16 protein-coding genes and 1 tRNA gene are annotated in these 16,037 nt (G+C 50.4%); 5 read left to right on the forward strand and 12 right to left on the reverse strand.

The features are described 5' to 3' along the window. Positions 1 to 77 precede the first annotated feature (77 nt). From wecB to pseB, 10 genes are all read right to left on the reverse strand, one after another. Entirely contained in the window at positions 78 to 1,121 is a 1,044-nt protein-coding gene (gene wecB, locus ACHZB8_RS20375; protein ID WP_316863016.1) for a non-hydrolyzing UDP-N-acetylglucosamine 2-epimerase, read from the reverse strand. Next, on the reverse strand, positions 1,118 to 2,596 hold the full coding sequence (locus tag ACHZB8_RS20380) for a glycosyltransferase family 4 protein (RefSeq protein ID WP_316863017.1): 1,479 nt from the start codon (positions 2,594 to 2,596) through the stop codon (positions 1,118 to 1,120). Before ACHZB8_RS20380 ends, wecB begins: the two co-directional genes overlap by 4 nt. Before the next feature lie 424 nt (positions 2,597 to 3,020). Beyond that, a complete protein-coding gene (locus ACHZB8_RS20385; RefSeq protein WP_316862994.1) occupies positions 3,021 to 4,139 on the reverse strand; it encodes a DegT/DnrJ/EryC1/StrS family aminotransferase in 1,119 nt (372 codons plus the stop codon). An 11-nt stretch (positions 4,140 to 4,150) separates the two neighbouring features. Next, positions 4,151 to 4,720, reverse strand: coding sequence for an acyltransferase (locus ACHZB8_RS20390; protein ID WP_316862993.1), 570 nt, complete (start codon positions 4,718 to 4,720; stop codon positions 4,151 to 4,153). Continuing rightward, positions 4,717 to 5,664 (reverse strand): Gfo/Idh/MocA family oxidoreductase, encoded by a 948-nt coding sequence (locus tag ACHZB8_RS20395; RefSeq protein ID WP_316862992.1) that lies wholly within the window; start codon positions 5,662 to 5,664, stop codon positions 4,717 to 4,719. The genes ACHZB8_RS20390 and ACHZB8_RS20395 overlap by 4 nt, the downstream gene beginning before the upstream one ends. 41 nt (positions 5,665 to 5,705) lie before the next feature. Then, positions 5,706 to 7,001 carry a nucleotide sugar dehydrogenase gene (locus ACHZB8_RS20400; RefSeq protein ID WP_316862990.1) on the reverse strand — a complete coding sequence of 432 codons (1,296 nt, stop codon included), beginning with the start codon at positions 6,999 to 7,001 and terminating at the stop codon, positions 5,706 to 5,708. A 184-nt stretch (positions 7,002 to 7,185) separates the two neighbouring features. After that, on the reverse strand, positions 7,186 to 8,247 hold the full coding sequence (pseI, locus tag ACHZB8_RS20405) for a pseudaminic acid synthase (RefSeq protein WP_316863019.1): 1,062 nt from the start codon (positions 8,245 to 8,247) through the stop codon (positions 7,186 to 7,188). 3 nt (positions 8,248 to 8,250) lie between these two features. Next, positions 8,251 to 8,760, reverse strand: a complete 510-nt coding sequence (locus tag ACHZB8_RS20410; protein ID WP_316863020.1) for a hypothetical protein — start codon at positions 8,758 to 8,760, stop codon at positions 8,251 to 8,253. Positions 8,761 to 8,814: 54 nt separating this feature from the next. Next, a complete protein-coding gene (gene pseC, locus ACHZB8_RS20415; protein WP_316863022.1) occupies positions 8,815 to 9,975 on the reverse strand; it encodes a UDP-4-amino-4,6-dideoxy-N-acetyl-beta-L-altrosamine transaminase in 1,161 nt (386 codons plus the stop codon). Continuing rightward, positions 9,975 to 10,973 carry a UDP-N-acetylglucosamine 4,6-dehydratase (inverting) gene (pseB, locus tag ACHZB8_RS20420; RefSeq protein WP_316863024.1) on the reverse strand — a complete coding sequence of 333 codons (999 nt, stop codon included), beginning with the start codon at positions 10,971 to 10,973 and terminating at the stop codon, positions 9,975 to 9,977. Before pseB ends, pseC begins: the two co-directional genes overlap by 1 nt. Positions 10,974 to 11,445: 472 nt before the next feature. Here pseB and ACHZB8_RS20425 point away from each other — a divergent pair, with 472 nt between their 5' ends. Genes ACHZB8_RS20425 through ACHZB8_RS20435 form a run of 3 tightly spaced genes read left to right on the forward strand, consistent with a single transcriptional unit; the run spans position 11,446 to position 13,263 of the window. Then, positions 11,446 to 12,147 (forward strand): PIG-L deacetylase family protein, encoded by a 702-nt coding sequence (locus ACHZB8_RS20425; protein WP_316863026.1) that lies wholly within the window; start codon positions 11,446 to 11,448, stop codon positions 12,145 to 12,147. After that, positions 12,144 to 12,821: a methionyl-tRNA formyltransferase gene (locus tag ACHZB8_RS20430; protein ID WP_316863027.1), complete on the forward strand. Its 678-nt coding sequence runs from the start codon at positions 12,144 to 12,146 to the stop codon at positions 12,819 to 12,821. The genes ACHZB8_RS20425 and ACHZB8_RS20430 overlap by 4 nt, the downstream gene beginning before the upstream one ends. Next, the gene (locus ACHZB8_RS20435) at positions 12,805 to 13,263 is read left to right on the forward strand and encodes a GNAT family N-acetyltransferase (RefSeq protein WP_316863028.1); all 459 of its coding nucleotides are present in this window, start codon (positions 12,805 to 12,807) and stop codon (positions 13,261 to 13,263) included. Before ACHZB8_RS20430 ends, ACHZB8_RS20435 begins: the two co-directional genes overlap by 17 nt. A gap of 431 nt (positions 13,264 to 13,694) precedes the next feature. Here the strand turns inward: ACHZB8_RS20435 and ACHZB8_RS20440 are convergent. Then, positions 13,695 to 13,781, reverse strand: a tRNA-Leu gene (locus tag ACHZB8_RS20440). 238 nt (positions 13,782 to 14,019) lie between these two features. Here ACHZB8_RS20440 and ACHZB8_RS20445 point away from each other — a divergent pair. Both ACHZB8_RS20445 and ACHZB8_RS20450 read left to right on the forward strand, forming a co-directional pair. After that, on the forward strand, positions 14,020 to 14,601 hold the full coding sequence (locus tag ACHZB8_RS20445; RefSeq protein ID WP_316863030.1) for a YqaA family protein: 582 nt from the start codon (positions 14,020 to 14,022) through the stop codon (positions 14,599 to 14,601). 103 nt (positions 14,602 to 14,704) lie between these two features. Then, positions 14,705 to 15,283 carry a disulfide bond formation protein B gene (locus ACHZB8_RS20450; protein ID WP_316863031.1) on the forward strand — a complete coding sequence of 193 codons (579 nt, stop codon included), beginning with the start codon at positions 14,705 to 14,707 and terminating at the stop codon, positions 15,281 to 15,283. A 32-nt stretch (positions 15,284 to 15,315) separates the two neighbouring features. Here ACHZB8_RS20450 and ACHZB8_RS20455 read toward each other — a convergent pair whose 3' ends face one another. Next, complete coding sequence (locus ACHZB8_RS20455; RefSeq protein ID WP_316863032.1) at positions 15,316 to 15,957, reverse strand: DNA-3-methyladenine glycosylase 2 family protein; 642 nt, start codon at positions 15,955 to 15,957, stop codon at positions 15,316 to 15,318. Between the last annotated feature and the right edge of the window lie 80 nt (positions 15,958 to 16,037).

The following is a 16,037-nucleotide window of genomic DNA, read 5'->3' on the forward strand; positions in this document are numbered from 1 at the left end:
TCAACGCTGATGACTTTGATTTTTGCACCAGCTTGGCAAAAAAACGACCCTTTCGTAGTTGAAGCCTGTTCAAACAACTACTGTTCGAGAGTCCGCTCGAGCAGTTTCAGAATTTTGGAGCGCGTATCGCCGTCGCCATAATCTTCGATTGATCTAGGTTCACAGGCATAGCCAGAACTGGTCCACAATCGATTCCAGCCATTTTCAATCGTTTCCACCCATTCGGTCTCATCACGCAGGGTTATGCAGCGAGTTTGGTGGAAATATGCTTCTTTCTGCAAACCACCCGAGTCTGTGAGGGCGAGGCTTGCTTGGTTCAGCAAAGCTTGAATGGATTGATAGGGAACCGGATCTACCACATTAATGTTGCTGTAGCTAAGACCAAACTCTTTTATCTTGTTTCTCGTGTTTGGGTGGCATGGAAATACAATCTGGAAGTCCTTTCCAAACGCATCGCAAAAATCCAGTACCTCACTCAGCCTCTGTTTGTCCTGAACATTTTCCTGACGGTGAACGGTCATAACCGCCAGTGGGCGTTCATCTCTCTTTATGACTTGCGAAACAAGGTCCTGACTCTCAACTGTTTTGCTAAAGCGCAGCACCGCATCATACATGATGTCTCCAACGTGGTGGACACCGTTTGTAATTCCTTCATGCTTGAGATTTTTCAGTGACTCAGGCGTGGAGCAAAAGAGCAGTTTGCTGACATGATCTGTCAAAATGCGATTGATTTCTTCGGGCATATTCTTATTGAAAGACCGAAGCCCCGCTTCAACGTGACAAACGGGAATCAGCAGTTTGGCAGCTGCCAGTGCGGCGGCAAGCGTAGAGTTGGTGTCTCCATAAACCAGACAGTAGTCCGGTTTTTCTTTGATCAGGATATCTTCAATTTTGTGAAGAATTTCCCCGGTCATCCCGCCGTGGGAGCGATTTTCCAGCACGCATCGGTAGTCTGGAGCAGCAATATTCATCTGTTCAAAAAAAACGTCAGACATATTGTGATCATAATGCTGACCGGTATGAACCAGGATCTCGTCTACTCCGTGTTCCAAAAAGAATTCCCGCAACACTGCGGCTTTGACAAATTGTGGCCTTGCACCAACGACTGAAACAATCTTCATTTCTTTTGGATCTCTTCGTAAATTGCTAAAAGGCTGGGCTCATATTTTTCCCAGTTTTCACTTTGACCATATGCCAAGCAGTTGTTGCGCATCTCGTCAAGCTGGTCATCAGTCACGTCGGTCACTGCATTAACAATGTCATCCTCGGTGAAATCCCTTGGCAACAGAAGGCCAATTCCAAACTGATTGATCATCTTGGACATTTCAACCATATCGCTGGCAAGGATGGGCACCCCTGCATTGGGATATTCCCAAAGCTTGTTCGGGGTACAATAGACATGGTTCAAACTGGTATTTTCATATGGGATGATTCCCAGCGTGGCACCCGATGTCCATTTGGCCAGCTCATCATAAGGCGCGGACGGAACCGATACGATACATGCCATGTCGCTGGGGCGATCCGCTTGATGCTGCTCGGCACGCTCATTGACCAGCCCTTGCAGTCTACCATTTCCCATAAAGACCACGGACCAATCACGAGGCAATCTCGGAGCTGCATCCAGCAGGATCCTGATCCCGCGTCCTTCAGCGAGTCCACCTTGAAACAACAGAATTTTTTGATCAGGCTTCAGATTCGCTGCTTGCTGCAAGAAATCGAATTTCTGTTCGAGAACCGTCTTGGGCGTGGCATTCATCAAAATGGAAGCCTTGGGCAGTCTTGGATATTGTTTGGCGTAAATATCCTTGAAGCTCGAACTGATCGTTGTGAAATGATCAACAAATTTGGAGCTCTTCCTAATGACATCTCCCATGAATTTCGCCACATCCGGTGTTTTATAGGACACTTCGGTATAGAGCTCGTGGGCATCCCAGATGACAATTGTATCCGGTGCGGCTTTCTTCAATTTAACCGCGGTCATGAGACCAATTATGTCGTGGGAATGGATGACATTGAAGTTCCCCGGCGCGATGGCGTCCGCCAACTTGTTGGAAATATGACGATAGGCGACAGGAACCGGTTTCTTTTTTTGTACATCGTTTAGTTTTTTTGCAATTAGCTTAAGAAAATACTTCAAATATGACTTCAACAGAAGGAACAAAATCAAGATAATATTTGCAGGCCAAAAAATGTCGATTGCAGAAATGTCGTTGTTTTTGAAAATGAAGTAGCATAAAATCAATAAGTTCAAGAAAAACAATGACAAAAAAGTCAATCTTTTGCTGTTTTTATAAATTGAGTAGTAAAGTGTTTTCTTCAGCTTTTTTATAAAGACGCCAATTGTGTGGCCATAAAAATTTTTAAATTTAGTTCCGATATAAACGGGAGAGCTTTTTTGCACGATAGTTAAGGGAACACCATCAATTTCTTTGGCACTGTTGAAGGATTCTCCATAACCAAACAAATGAACGTCGATATTCTTCGCTTTTAGTGATCTTGCCTGCTTTCGCACCCGAGCATCACTCAAAACCGAGTTGTGAACGACCATCGCAACTTTTATAGGTGCCAGAAAAGACTTTTCAGTATCAGTTCCCATAATTTATAGCCTTCAATCATATTGCGTAGATCCTATATTGCAAGAATACAAAATCATGTGTGTGACAACACCCCGGTTACTTTTGACAAAAAACATATCAATGATCAAGAATGGCAAGTGCTATTCAAGGACTATATTGCCCTGCATGACCATAAGGTTGCTTTTTGTCCTAGCACAACTTTAGAGGGTTTTTTATTCGTTTTTTTAACATAATGCATCTGAAGAAGCACAATCGTGTCAAAAACCGCAAACCAGCAAGGATCAAGGTTGCCAGCCCGCTAGCCTTGCTTGGTCTCTCTCAGCCAGTGCGATCATGTCCAAAAGCGTTGCATTATGTTTGTCCCGGAGAGGGTCCATGGAGGGGTGGGCTGGTTTTGTTCGATGATGGCTCGCCAAGCATTTGTCTGGTTTGGATGATTTTGTATCAGATTGCTTTTCTGAGCCCTGCGATGATTTGATCCTGGGTCATTTCGTCCAGATATGGATGCATTGGAATGGAAAAGACCTGATCTGCCAGCGTTGCAGAGATTGCCAGACCGTCAGGATCTCCCGGATAGTTCATGTAGGCTTTCTGCATATGCAGCGGTTTGGGATAGTAGATGGCTGACGGAATGTCGTTGCGGGACAATGTATCCATGATTGCGGTGCGATGGTCTGCGTCCCGGGCCTTGAGCGTATATTGCGCCCAAACCGAGCGATAGCCTTCGGCAACGACAGGCACCTCAATGACGTCCCTGAGCGCTGCGTCATATCGCTCTGCTACGGCCTGCCTTTTCTCGATCTCCTGCGGATAGACGCTGAGCTTTGCCAGCAATATGGCAGCTTGCAAGGTATCAAGTCGCGAATTCAGGCCAAGACGGACATTTTCATATTTGTGATGGCCCTTGCCATGCACGCGCAGCGAACGGATCATGTCCGCCCAGTCGTCATTGTCGGTAAACAGCGCACCGCCATCACCGTAGCAGCCAAGTGGTTTTGCCGGAAAAAAGGAGGTTGTCGATATATCACCGATGCTGCCGGAAACGCGACCCTTGTAACTGGCCCCGAAGCCCTGAGCGCTGTCGGCAATGACAATCATGCCTTCGGCCCTGGCGATGTCTCCAAGCCTGTCATAATCGGCAGACAGGCCAAACAGATCGACCGGAATGACGGCCGCTGGGCGAAGCCCCATCTTGCGCGCAGCGTCCACGCTTCTGGCAAGGCTGTCGGCATCCATGTTGAAACTGTCCGCACAGACATCAACAAAAAAGGGCGTCGCCCCGACCATCGGAACGATTTCTGCTGTGGAGGCAAACGTGAAAGACGGGACAAAAACCGCGTCACCCGCTCCGATTTCGGCTGCCATCAGCGCCAGTTGAAGCGCGTCCGTACCATTGGCGCAGGTCAGCGAATGCTTTGCGCCACAAAAATCCGAGAGGGCTGTCTCAAGTTCCCCGATCTCCGGCCCCATGATATAGTTGCCGTGAGAAAGAACCCGCGCCATGCGCTCATCCAGCAAGGATTTGATGTGGTCCTGTTGCGCACCCAGATCGATAAATTGCATCTGATTTTCTCCTAAGCGACAAGCTCAAGCGCTCCGTTCACTTCTCTATAGAGCTCTCCGGTTCTGGGACATTTCAAATCCTCTCCCAGGCGTTCGCCGGATCGCGATACCCAGCCGATCCGTCTGGCTGGAACCCCGGCGACGAGCGCATAGTCCGGCACATCTTTTGTCACAACGGCTCCGGCCGCAACCATGCAATAGGCACCAAGCTGGTTGCCGCAAACAATCGTTGCGTTGGCCCCGATCGTTGCCCCGCGCTTGACCAGTGTTTCACTGAATTCACTCTTGCGCTCCACATGCGCACGCGGTGTCGTAACATTCGTGAAGACACAGGACGGGCCGCAGAAAACATCCTCTTCAAGCCGGATGCCGCGATAGAGCGCGACATTGTTCTGGATCTTGCATCCATTGCCAATCGTCACGTCCGGACCGACCATGACATTCTGTCCCAAAACACAATTCTCGCCAATCACCGTGTTGGCCAGAACATGGACAAAATGCCAGATCCTGGTGCCCTTGCCGATCTCGCAAGGCTGGTCGACATAGGCGCTTTCATGGACAAAGGAGGCCGCGTTGCTCATGACTTGATGATTTTCTGCAAATCGGGATGCTGTTCACCTCGAGACAATTCAATCGGCGCAGTCCGGATGCCGCTCACCAGCTCAATGGAAGGGCGGACAGCCTCAAGCCCATAGCCCCGGCCGCCCAGAATTTCCTGATAGCTGACCGTATGCAGATCGGTAAAGCCTGAAGAGAATTCGATCTCCTTGCCATCAACCGTGATCGAGCGATGGGTCGTCTGGCCTGCCGGTGTGTGGTCGGGCAAATGATTGCGGTTGATCGAAAGCACCCAGCGAACCCGAGCACGCTCCAGCTCGATATAGCCTGCGGTCGCGTCCTCTCCACGATAATGCACAACGCTGCTGCGCACTTTGCCGAAGATGAAGCTCAGCATGTCATAGAAATGAACGCCAATATTGGTCGCAACACCCCCGGACTTGTGTGGGAAGCCTTTCCAGGACGCATGATACCAGGCCCCGCGCGAGGTGAAATAGCCAAGGTCAATATCATAGACCTTGTCTTTCGGACCGGCCTCAACCTGCTTTTTCAAATCAAGAATGGCGCGATGATGGCGCAACTGCAAAATGGAATAGACCCGTTTGCCCGTTTCCTTCTCAAGCCTCTCAAGATCGTCAATGTCGGAAGGATTGAGAACCAGTGGCTTCTCGCAGATCGCATCCGCTCCAGCGCGAAGCGCAAAGCCAATATGGGACTTGTGCAGATAGTTCGGAGAACAAATGCTCACATAGTCAATCTTGTCTCCCGCAACCTGACGGGCATGACAATAGGTATCAAACTGTTCGAATTCGGTAAAAAAGGCAGCATCAGGGAAATGGCTGTCCATGATACCCACGCTATCATTGATATCATAGGCAACCTGAAGATTGCCGCCAACCTCTTTGATAGCCTTAAGATGGCGGGGGGCAATATACCCCGCAGCACCAATCAAGGCGAAATTTGTCATCTATTCGTTTCCTGTCTCTATCCTCGGGATCATCCGGCCGATCAGGCCCTGACGACCTCGCTGTCATTCCTGAACTTGCCTCTGGTATCGACAATCAGCTTCGCATGCTTCTTGATCATCTCGTAATCAAAGGCATTGTGATCCGTCAGAAGCAGTACCGCATCATAGTCCGCAACCGTTTCCGGTGACAGATCAACTGAGGTCAGGTCAAACCGGTGTTCTCTCATCTTCGGAAAAACGGGAACGTTGGGATCGGAATAGCTGATGTCGGCTCCCCAATCGCGCAAAATCTCCATCACGAATACCGAAGGGCTTTCGCGCATGTCATCCACATCACGCTTGTAGGCAATCCCGAGAGCAAGAACCTTGGCTCCCTTCAGCGGCTTGCCGGCTTCATTCAGGGCCTTGACGGTCTTGTCGACCACATACTGAGGCATCGCCGCGTTGATTTCTCCCGCAAGCTCGATGAAACGGGTATGGATCCCGAATTCACGGGCCTTCCAGGTCAGGTAAAACGGATCAATCGGAATGCAGTGGCCTCCAATCCCGGGGCCAGGATAATAGGCGGTAAAGCCAAACGGCTTGGTTTTGGCCGCGTCGATGATCTCGAAAATATCAAGGCCCATCGCGTCCGCAATCACCTTCATCTCATTGACAAGACCAATATTGATCGAGCGATGGATGTTTTCGAGCAGCTTGACCATTTCTGCCGCATCGGTGGAACTGATCGGAACAACATGGTCGATGAATGTGCCATAAAGCTGTAGACCAGCCTCAAGGCAGTGCGGGCTGTGTCCGCCAACAACCTTCGGGATCGTTCTGGTATGAAAATTCGGGTTGCCCGGATCTTCGCGCTCCGGGGAATAGACAAGATAGCAATCCTTGCCAACCTCAAGACCCGCTTTCGAAAAATAGGGAAGCAAAACTTCCTTCGTCGTGCCCGGCCAGGTCGTGCTCTCAAGCGAAAGCAATTGACCCTTGCGCAGATAAGGCGCAATCGAATCCATCGTCTCGACAACAAACGAAAGATCCGGCTCCCGTGACTTGTCAAGTGGCGTCGGAACGCAAATGATCAGGGCATCACATTCACTCGATCGGGAAAAATCCGTCGTCGCTTCAAAACCCGCTTCAAGCATCTGCGATATACTGGCATCAGGTATATGCTTGATCGGACTCTTGCCGCTGTTCAGATCGTCCGCGCGCTTCTCCAGAATATCAAAACCAAGAACCCGTAAACCAACCTCCGATATCCGGTGCGCAAGCGGGATCCCGACATAGCCAAGACCCAATATCCCAACCTTGGCTGCTTTCGTCGCAATCAATTCTGAAAAATCCATCTTTTCGATCTCTTATTTCTTAAACTATCCCAATCAAACTGCGTCTTTGCTAGCACTCTAAACCATAACTGTCCAGTTGATCTAAAACAAAATCAACCGAATTGACCGGCATCAAAAACGACAGAAACCCGGCACAAACACAAACCATCACCCTTCGGCACAAAGGCAAGTACCTGACTGTAACTTAAGCAAAATCGTCCCAGCTAACGGCCTCACCAAAAGAGATGTCTCTCGCCAGCCTGCGGCCGATCAAACCGGCATAATGCTTGGGCGGCAACCCAAAACCGGGCCGCACCCGCCTTATATGCGCCTCGGTCACGACATCGCCCTTTTTGGCATCCATGGCGAAATAGAGAGAGCGCCTGAAGATCTTGTTTCCGTCCTCGACCTCAGAACGCTTCATTCCCGGAGCACCAATCGAAGAGGCAGCCTCAGCGGTCAGTTTGACCAGTTGCTTCAACTCGTCCGGTTCTATTGAAAAACTGCTGTCCGGCCCCTTCTCTGCCCTATCAAGGGTAAAATGCTTCTCGATAGACGCAGCCCCCAACACCGTCGCACCAATTGCCGCAACATGATCAAGCGTATGGTCTGACAGCCCAACTTCGACATCAAATTCCTTTTTCAAAAAAGGAATATTGGCCAAATTCGCCTGATCAATTGGCGTCGGATAACCACTGATGCAATGGAACAGAAGAATAGACTGGCATCCAGCACCTCGGGCAGCATCCACCGCCTCCGCGGTCTCCTCGACAGACCCCATACCTGTAGAAATGAGCATGGGTTTATTCTGCTTTGCCACATATCGGATCAGGTCCAGATCAACCAACTCGAAGGATGCAATTTTGAAAGCGGGAGCATCCAGCCTGACCAGAAGATCGACAGCACTCTCGTCAAAGGGCGTTGAAAACAAGGTAATGCCAAGATTGCCGGCAAAGGCAAACAGGTCTTCATGCCACTCAAACGGCGTGTGGGCCTCCTCATAGAGCCGATACAGATTGTATCCCTTCCACAAGCCTTGCGTGATCTGAAAATCGTCCCGGTCCGAACTCAACGTCATTGTATCCGGCGTGTAGGTCTGCATCTTGACAGCATGGGCACCTGCCAGATGCGCAGCCTTGATCGTCGCCTTGGCCCGTTCGATCGAGCCATTATGGTTTGCAGACACTTCCGCGATAATATACGGAGGCTGACCCTCACCGATGGTTCGGCCATTGATGACAAAGGGATGTGATTTCAATTTGCTCATGGATCAGCTTTGCTCGTTTTTGGAAATGGGAAGCTCGTAGGAGCTTTGGATATGCCTGGCATTGGCTGCAAGCAATGCAGCCTGCATGTCTTTATTGCCCGGTGCGATATTCATGAAAAAGAAACCAGCTCTTACAGACGGAATCGCAGGCAACGGGCTATAGGTTCGCTCGATATAGGCCAATGTCGCTCGCAGATAATAGTCGGCATCTTCAAACACGGAAAGCCCGACACAATTGTCATTCATCAGATAGAAACTGCCCACATAGCGCCCGGAAGACGACTTGATGAGATACCAGCAGCGATAAGGATGGTTGCGAACAAAGGCCTCATGATCGGCAAAAGAAGGCAGAGCCCGATGGCTGATGCCATATTTTCTTTGTCCCAGCAGATCATACAGGGCCTGGATCTGCTCTGGCGTCTTCTCGATCTTTTCGAAATGTTGAAACTCGTCAACCCCGGCCATCACCACGTTCCTATCCACTCCCCGCCTGTTCATCATCGTCTGTGACATCGGCCCGGATCCGAGGAGCACATCTGTCGAGCCCACCTTGGCGGCTGGAACAAATCAACCAACCGCATTCACAAGGGCATCCTTGAGAGTGGAGACAACATAGTCCTGTTGCTCGATCGTCAACTTGGGATGCAAAGGCAAAGAGATGGCACGGGCATAATAGGCCTCGGCCTTTGGAAAATCGCCATCGCCAAACCCCATTGCGCGGTAATAAGGCTGGAGATGGACCGGAATATAATGAAGATTTACGCCGACATCGTTCGCTCTCAGATATTCAAAAACCGACCGGTGAATTTCAGGCTTTTCCAGCTGGATGATATAGAGATGAAACGCAGAATAGGACAGGGACTGGCGACCGGGCAGAATGACCGGCAATCCCGCCAGTTTTTCGTCATAGCCGGAAGCCAGTTGATTTCTGACGCTCACATATGTCTCCAGCCGCGACAATTGTGACAGGCCCAACGCGGCCTGAATATCGGTCATGCGATAATTGTAGCCCAAATCGATCTGCTGATAATACCAGGGACCATGGGATGGTTCGGTCATCCTGTCCACATCGCGGGTTATCCCATGCGAACGCAGCAACGCCATGGAATCATAAAGATCCTTTCGTTTGGTCAGAGCCACCCCGCCCTCTGCCGTGGTGACAATCTTGACGGGATGAAAGCTGAAAACCGTGATGTCCGAAAACTGGCAGTTCCCGACCGGCGCATCCTTATAGCGCGCACCCATGGCATGAGACGCATCTTCGATAAGCCCAATGCCATATTGCTGCGCCAGGGAATAAATCTTCTCCATGTCTGGAGATTGACCACACATGTGAACAGGAATGATGACTTTCGGCAATTGCCCGGCTTTATCCGCCTCTATCAATTTCTGATGAAGCGCGTCAGGGCACATGTTGAATGTATCTGGATCAATATCGACAAAATCAATTGCAGCACCGCAATAAAGGGCGCTATTGGCAGAGGCAACAAATGTTATGGGAGACGTCCACACGCGATCTCCGCTTGACACTCCCAACGCCAGACATGCCAGATGCAAGGCAGACGTCGCACTGTTGACGGCCACCGCATAAGGCGCCTCGCAACGCGCTTTCAGATCCTCTTCAAATGCCGGGACCTTGGGACCTTGCGTCAGGAAATCGGATTTCAGAACCTCGACAACCGCATCAATATCGTCTTGCGTTATGTCTTGCTTGCCATAAGGGATCATCAAAGGCTCCCGATGTCGGATGTATTCTCTTCAATCCAGCGAGCCAGAGTTTCCGGCGCCATCCACTCCTGATTATTCTCACTGGTATATTGGAAATCATCCGCCACACTCACGCCATTCTTGATGCGCTCCTGACTGCTCTGCCAGTGATGGATCGAAGGAAGAATTTTGAAGTAGCTATCATAGGCATAAGTGAAAGGAGCATCTTCAGGACTGATCATTTGCTCATGCAGCTTTTCGCCTGGCCGAATACCGATGAACTCATATTTGGCGTCAGGGGCAACCACCTTGGCAATATCCATGATATTCATGGAAGGAATCCGTTTGACATAGATCTCGCCACCAATCATGTCATCAAACGCCGTCCAGACCAAATCGACACCTTGCTCAAGAGTGATCATGAAACGCGTCATGCGCGCATCGGTAATGGGAAGAGATCCCTTGTCCTTGATCGAAAGGAAAAAGGGAATGACCGATCCGCGAGATCCCATGACATTGCCATAGCGGACAACGGAAAAGCGTGTGCCATGTTCTCCGGAATAGGCGTTCCCGGCGATGAACAGCTTGTCCGACGCAAGCTTGGTCGCACCATAAAGATTGATCGGGCTGGACGCCTTGTCCGTCGACAGGGCCACAACCCGCTTCACCTTCTTGTCGATACAGGCATCAATGACATTCATCGCGCCCATGACATTGGTCTTAACGCATTCGAAGGGGTTATATTCCGCCGTCGGCACGATTTTTGTGGCAGCGGCATGAACGACATAATCAACCCCGTCGAGAGCTCGATAAAGCCGCTCGCGATCTCTCACGTCTCCGATGAAAAACCGAACTCTTGGATCATTGGCGAATTTGCGCGCCATTTCCCATTGTTTCATTTCATCGCGTGAAAAAACGATTATCTTCTGGGGGTTGTATTTTTTCAGGGTCATAGGGACGAACTTGTTGCCGAAGGAACCCGTGCCGCCAGTTACCAAGATCACGCTATCTTTAAGCATCAATGCCTCTTGAAATGAAAGGAAGTGGATGAACCGTCCTGAAACTCAGACAAAATCATATAAAGCCAGTTTTCCATAGCATGAAAAAGGCCTGAAGGATGCCACAATCTAGCAAATAGATATCACAGATATCAACCAATTAATCCCGGCCACACCCCGAAAAGTACCCCCTTCCAAACCGAAAATTCCCGGCTCTTGTCTTGATACCCGCAGGCTGTTCCAACCATTGAAACCAAATGCCAAGGTGTCTTTTCCAAAAGGAAAAGACAGGACTGACAGACAGATATGTCACCTGACCGATTACGATTACGAACACAAATCCAGACCGACGCCGAGACTGCACCGCAAGAATTGACGCTTCAGGATCTTTCGAATAAGTATGAAACCAATCCCTATATGATCAGCAGCTCCCGAACAAGCCTGGCCGGTCAAAGGATCAATGCAGGACTCAAACCAAAGGCAGAGTTTCTTTATGATCATCAAAGACCAGGAAACATCAGGAAAGCGAATACTCGTTGTCGTTGCCCATACCGATGACGAAACATTGGGGGCTGGCGCGACAATTGCCCGGCATGCTGCCAGAGGAGACAAGGTTTTTGGACTGTCCATGACCGACGGGGTCGGCTCTCGATTGGCTACGATTGACGATCATGTCAAAAGGCGCCAAAAAGCGGCGCAAAAGGCCGCAGATATACTTGGCTTTGAATGGCTCGAGGCTGGAAATTTTCCTGACAATGCGATGGATTCCGTACCACTCCTATCCATTGCGCAAAGCATTGAAGCCGCAAAAAACACGGTCATGCCCGAGTTGGTCTATACCCACAGCGCAGCAGATCTGAATATTGACCACCGCATCACATGCCAAGCAGTACTGACCGCATTCAGGCCTCAACCCGGAGAAATCTGCACCGAAATTCGCAGCATTGAAGTCCCTTCGGCAACGGACTACGGCCACCCCACTTTAGCACCTCCCTTTGCCCCGAACCTTTATGTCGATGCCACAGAATTCATTGGTGCCAAACTGGCGGCCGCCGAGGCCTATGAAGAGGAAATGCGCCCCTACCCCCATTGCCGTTCGATCCAGGGCATTGAAAATCTGGCTAAATGTCGCGGCAACCAGGTTGGCTTGAACTATGCGGAAGCTTTTTCCATTCTTCGAAAGCTGGAAGTATGAGCAAGATCGTAATTGCTTCGTCCAAAGACTGGTTTGAAAAGGCTGAAAAATCAGCCGAGTTCGACCAGTTGGATGTTCACTGGATCCATAACAAGCACGATTTGACAATTGAACGGCTTGAAGACCTGCAACCACGCTACATATTCTTTCCTCACTGGAACTGGATCATCCCCGAAGAAATCTACCAGCCTTACGAATGTATCGTATTTCACACCGCACCACTGCCATATGGTCGCGGAGGCAGCCCGATCCAGAATTTGATCCTTCGCGGCTTCACATCCTCGCCAGTTTGCGCATTGCGCGTGACCGGAATCCTGGATGGCGGCCCGATTTATGATCGAAGAGAGGTGTCTCTGGATGGAACCATTGAAGCCATTTTCTCAAGAATTGCCACATGTGTTGAAGATTTGATCGTCTCAATTTGTCGTGACGAACCCCTGCCCGAACCACAATCCGGCGACATTGTCGAGTTTTCCCGACGCGTACCCGCAGACAGCGCGCTATCACAGGATCTATCCAGGAGCGATCTCTATGACCGCATAAGAATGGTCGATGGAGCAGGCTACCCCAAGGCCTTTATCCAGTTTGGAGATTACAGGCTGGAACTGAGCGAAGCAGATTTCAGCCAAGGCACGCTTTCCGCAAAGGTCACATTTCATGCCACTGACGATTAGACCGGCCAGTCTTGAGGATATGCAAGACATCTTTGATTGGCGAAATGACGCGCTGTCGCGCGCCATGTTCAAGGATAGCGGCACAGTGAGCTGGGACAATCATGTCACATGGTTTCAAAAAAAGCTGCAATCCAGCGATAGCCAATTGTTCATGGCCTTAGAGAACAACCAGAAGATTGGCATCGTAAGATTTGATGCCAATCAAGAACAGAATGGTTTCGAAGTTTCAATCAACCTGAATCCAGAATGCAGAGGCAAGAAGCTCTCATGCCCTGCGCTTGACGCTGCGATAGAAGAATTTGCCAAGATCCATCCGGACCGATTGACGGCAACAGTCAAGCATTCGAACCCACCCAGCCTCAAGCTGTTTGCCAAATGCGGATTCAAACAAACAAGCTCTGATCACGAGTTCGTTTATCTTTATCGCGATATCGAAATCTGACACTCCTCCCTGCCGGGACGGGTTTGAGTGCGCCATCCCCGATCCTTGGAAACCTCGAACGCGCCAGTGAGCATTCGATGGCCTCACGGACAAACTCGTCGATGCATCCAGCGATCTCACCGCCAAAGCCCATGATCGCCGAATTGAGAAGCTGAAAATCGAAACACAGAAATAGAGCATCTTTTGATTGAGGAAAAGCTGGCAAATGGGTTCCAACCAAAGGCATCCCAAGACCGGATTGATGCACTCGCTCACGACTCTCTCAAACTCCTGCAAAGTCTGAAAAATCGGCGATCTGATCCTACAAAAACTGGTCATCAGATCAGCATTTTCAGAGCATTTGGCCTATTGCAAAAATGAAGGGTATAGAACGCCAAAAACCACCTTACCTTTCAAGGTCTTAGGTGGTCAAAATAGCCAAAGGAGAGAAATGGTGCCCCTGGCCCGACTCGAACGGGCACTCCGGTAAGGGAAACGGATTTTGAATCCGTCGCGTCTACCAGTTCCGCCACAGGGGCATGTGAGGAGCGAATATAGATGCAAAATTTCTGCCGTCAACAGACAACCGTCATAATTCTTCTATAGTCAACACGAATTGACAGCCCTTTGCCGCATCCTCTATAGAGCCTTTTTGGAATTGGCACCTTTTCCTTTGCCACTCCCTACTTGAGGCAGCAATGAGCCGGTTCATTGACAAGGCGTTGTAACCAAGAGCGCTTCAGACCACGATCACGATATCAGAAGGCATAACCCGCGATGCTCAAGAAAATCTATGATTGGACCATGGCACTGGCCAGCAGTCAGCGTGCATCTTATGCCCTTGCAGGTGTTTCCTTCATCGAAAGCTCCATCTTCCCGATTCCACCCGATGCCCTTCTCATCCCGATGGTCATTGCCAAACGGGAAAAGGCATGGGTCTATGCCACCATCTGCACCATAGCATCGGTCATTGGCGGCCTGTTCGGATACGCCATTGGTTCGCTCCTGTTCCAACAGGTGGCCGAACCCATTCTGGCCCTCTATGGCTATGCGGACAAATTCCAGAGCTTCACCGAGCAATATAACGACTGGGGTGTCTGGATTGTCCTGATCGCCGGCCTTACCCCCTTCCCCTACAAGGTCATCACGATTGCATCCGGAGCCACCGGCCTGTCCCTTCCGGTTTTCCTCATCGCATCCATCGTCGCGCGCGGACTGCGCTTTTTCATTCTTTCGGCGCTCTTGTTCTGGCTCGGGCCTCCGATCAGGGATTTCATCGAAAAGCGTCTCGGACTGGTTTTCTCCTTGGCAATGGCGTTGCTGATCGGTGGATTTGTCCTTGCAAAATATTTGCTATGAAGGCAGGGGCGGGACGAATTGCAGCAACCTCAATACTTGACAAATTTCCGTCACCTTTGCTCTTTAGCGAAAAACCAATCTCCCTCTGTGAAAGACATTCTCAATGAAATTGACAGCTCAAATTGGTAAGCCTCAGGCTCTGGCAGCCTCCCTTCTGGTGCTTGGCGCCCTTTTCATTTCGGCCTGTTCCCTGGGGTTCGAACATATTGGTGGCTATCTGCCTTGCCAGCTTTGCTATGTCCAGCGCCATATTCATTATTTGATGATACCACTTTCGCTCATCACCTTTCTGGCTGTCTGGAGACGCCTTCCTCCGCTTGTTGTTCGGGGATTGTTCATCCTTCTTGCAGCAGTGCTGTTTTATGGTGCCTGCGTTGGTGTCTATCAGGCCGGAGCCGAATGGGATTTCTGGCTTGGCCCGAATGATTGCACCAACTCGCTATCGATAACAACCGATGCATCCAATCTTCTGGAACGTTTGAAAAAGACAAGACTGGTTAGCTGTGATGTGGCACAATTGCGTATTCTGGGACTGTCCTTTGGCGGTTGGAATGCGGTGCTTTCTTCCATCGAAGTGGTGATTGCCCTTTGTGGCGCGTTTCTGGGGAGAGACGCCCTTGGCTTCCTGTTCTCAAGACTGCCATTTCTTTCCAATTGGATGCAGGCCATCCATAAAGGCTAACACGAGGGTGTGGGCGTTTTCTTGGCCAGACCCTAGAGAACGCCCTCTCGTCCGGCTTTCATATCCCGATAAATCGCCCAGAACAAATGAGCGGCCGCTCCCCGCTCGGGAGCCCAGTTCATCTCGGCCATATGCGCAAGCTTCTTCTCGGCAGGACGATCATCAAGCTCGAGAACCTTTGCCACCGCAACCTGCAAAGCAAGGTCTCCGGCGGGAAAAATGTCGGCCTTTCCCAGACAGAACAGCAAATAGATGTCTGCCGTCCAGCCCCCGACGCCGTGAAGCGACATCAAGAGACGTCTGGCCTCATCAACATCGCAGGTCCCCAGTCTTTCAAGATCAAAGCCTTCCTCCAGTGCCAATGCGATCTGGCGTACCGTTTTCATTTTCGGGCGAGAAAGAGAACAAGTGCGCAAGTCCTCATCACTTGCCGTTGCCAGCAATGCACTGCCACAGGCACCAAAGCGCTGATTGAATTTGCTCCATATCGCCCGCGCCGATGCGACCGAGACCTGTTGCGCCAGAATGATCTGCAAAAGCCCGAAAAGCCCCGCAGGTTGCCGCCTCAACGGAATGGGCTGACACCGCTCCAGATAGGGAGCAAGCCGCGCATCCTTTTGCACCAGCCTGTCAAGCGAAGCATCAAGCGCCTGCTGATCCTCAAGACGGTCCACGAGCATCTCCTACCAATTTGAGCCCCAAACAAAACAATCCGGATACTGGACGAAGAACATCCTTAAGGGCTATCAAGGTG

This window comes from uncultured Cohaesibacter sp. (assembly GCF_963556055.3).
Classification (GTDB): Bacteria; Pseudomonadota; Alphaproteobacteria; order Rhizobiales; family Cohaesibacteraceae; genus Cohaesibacter.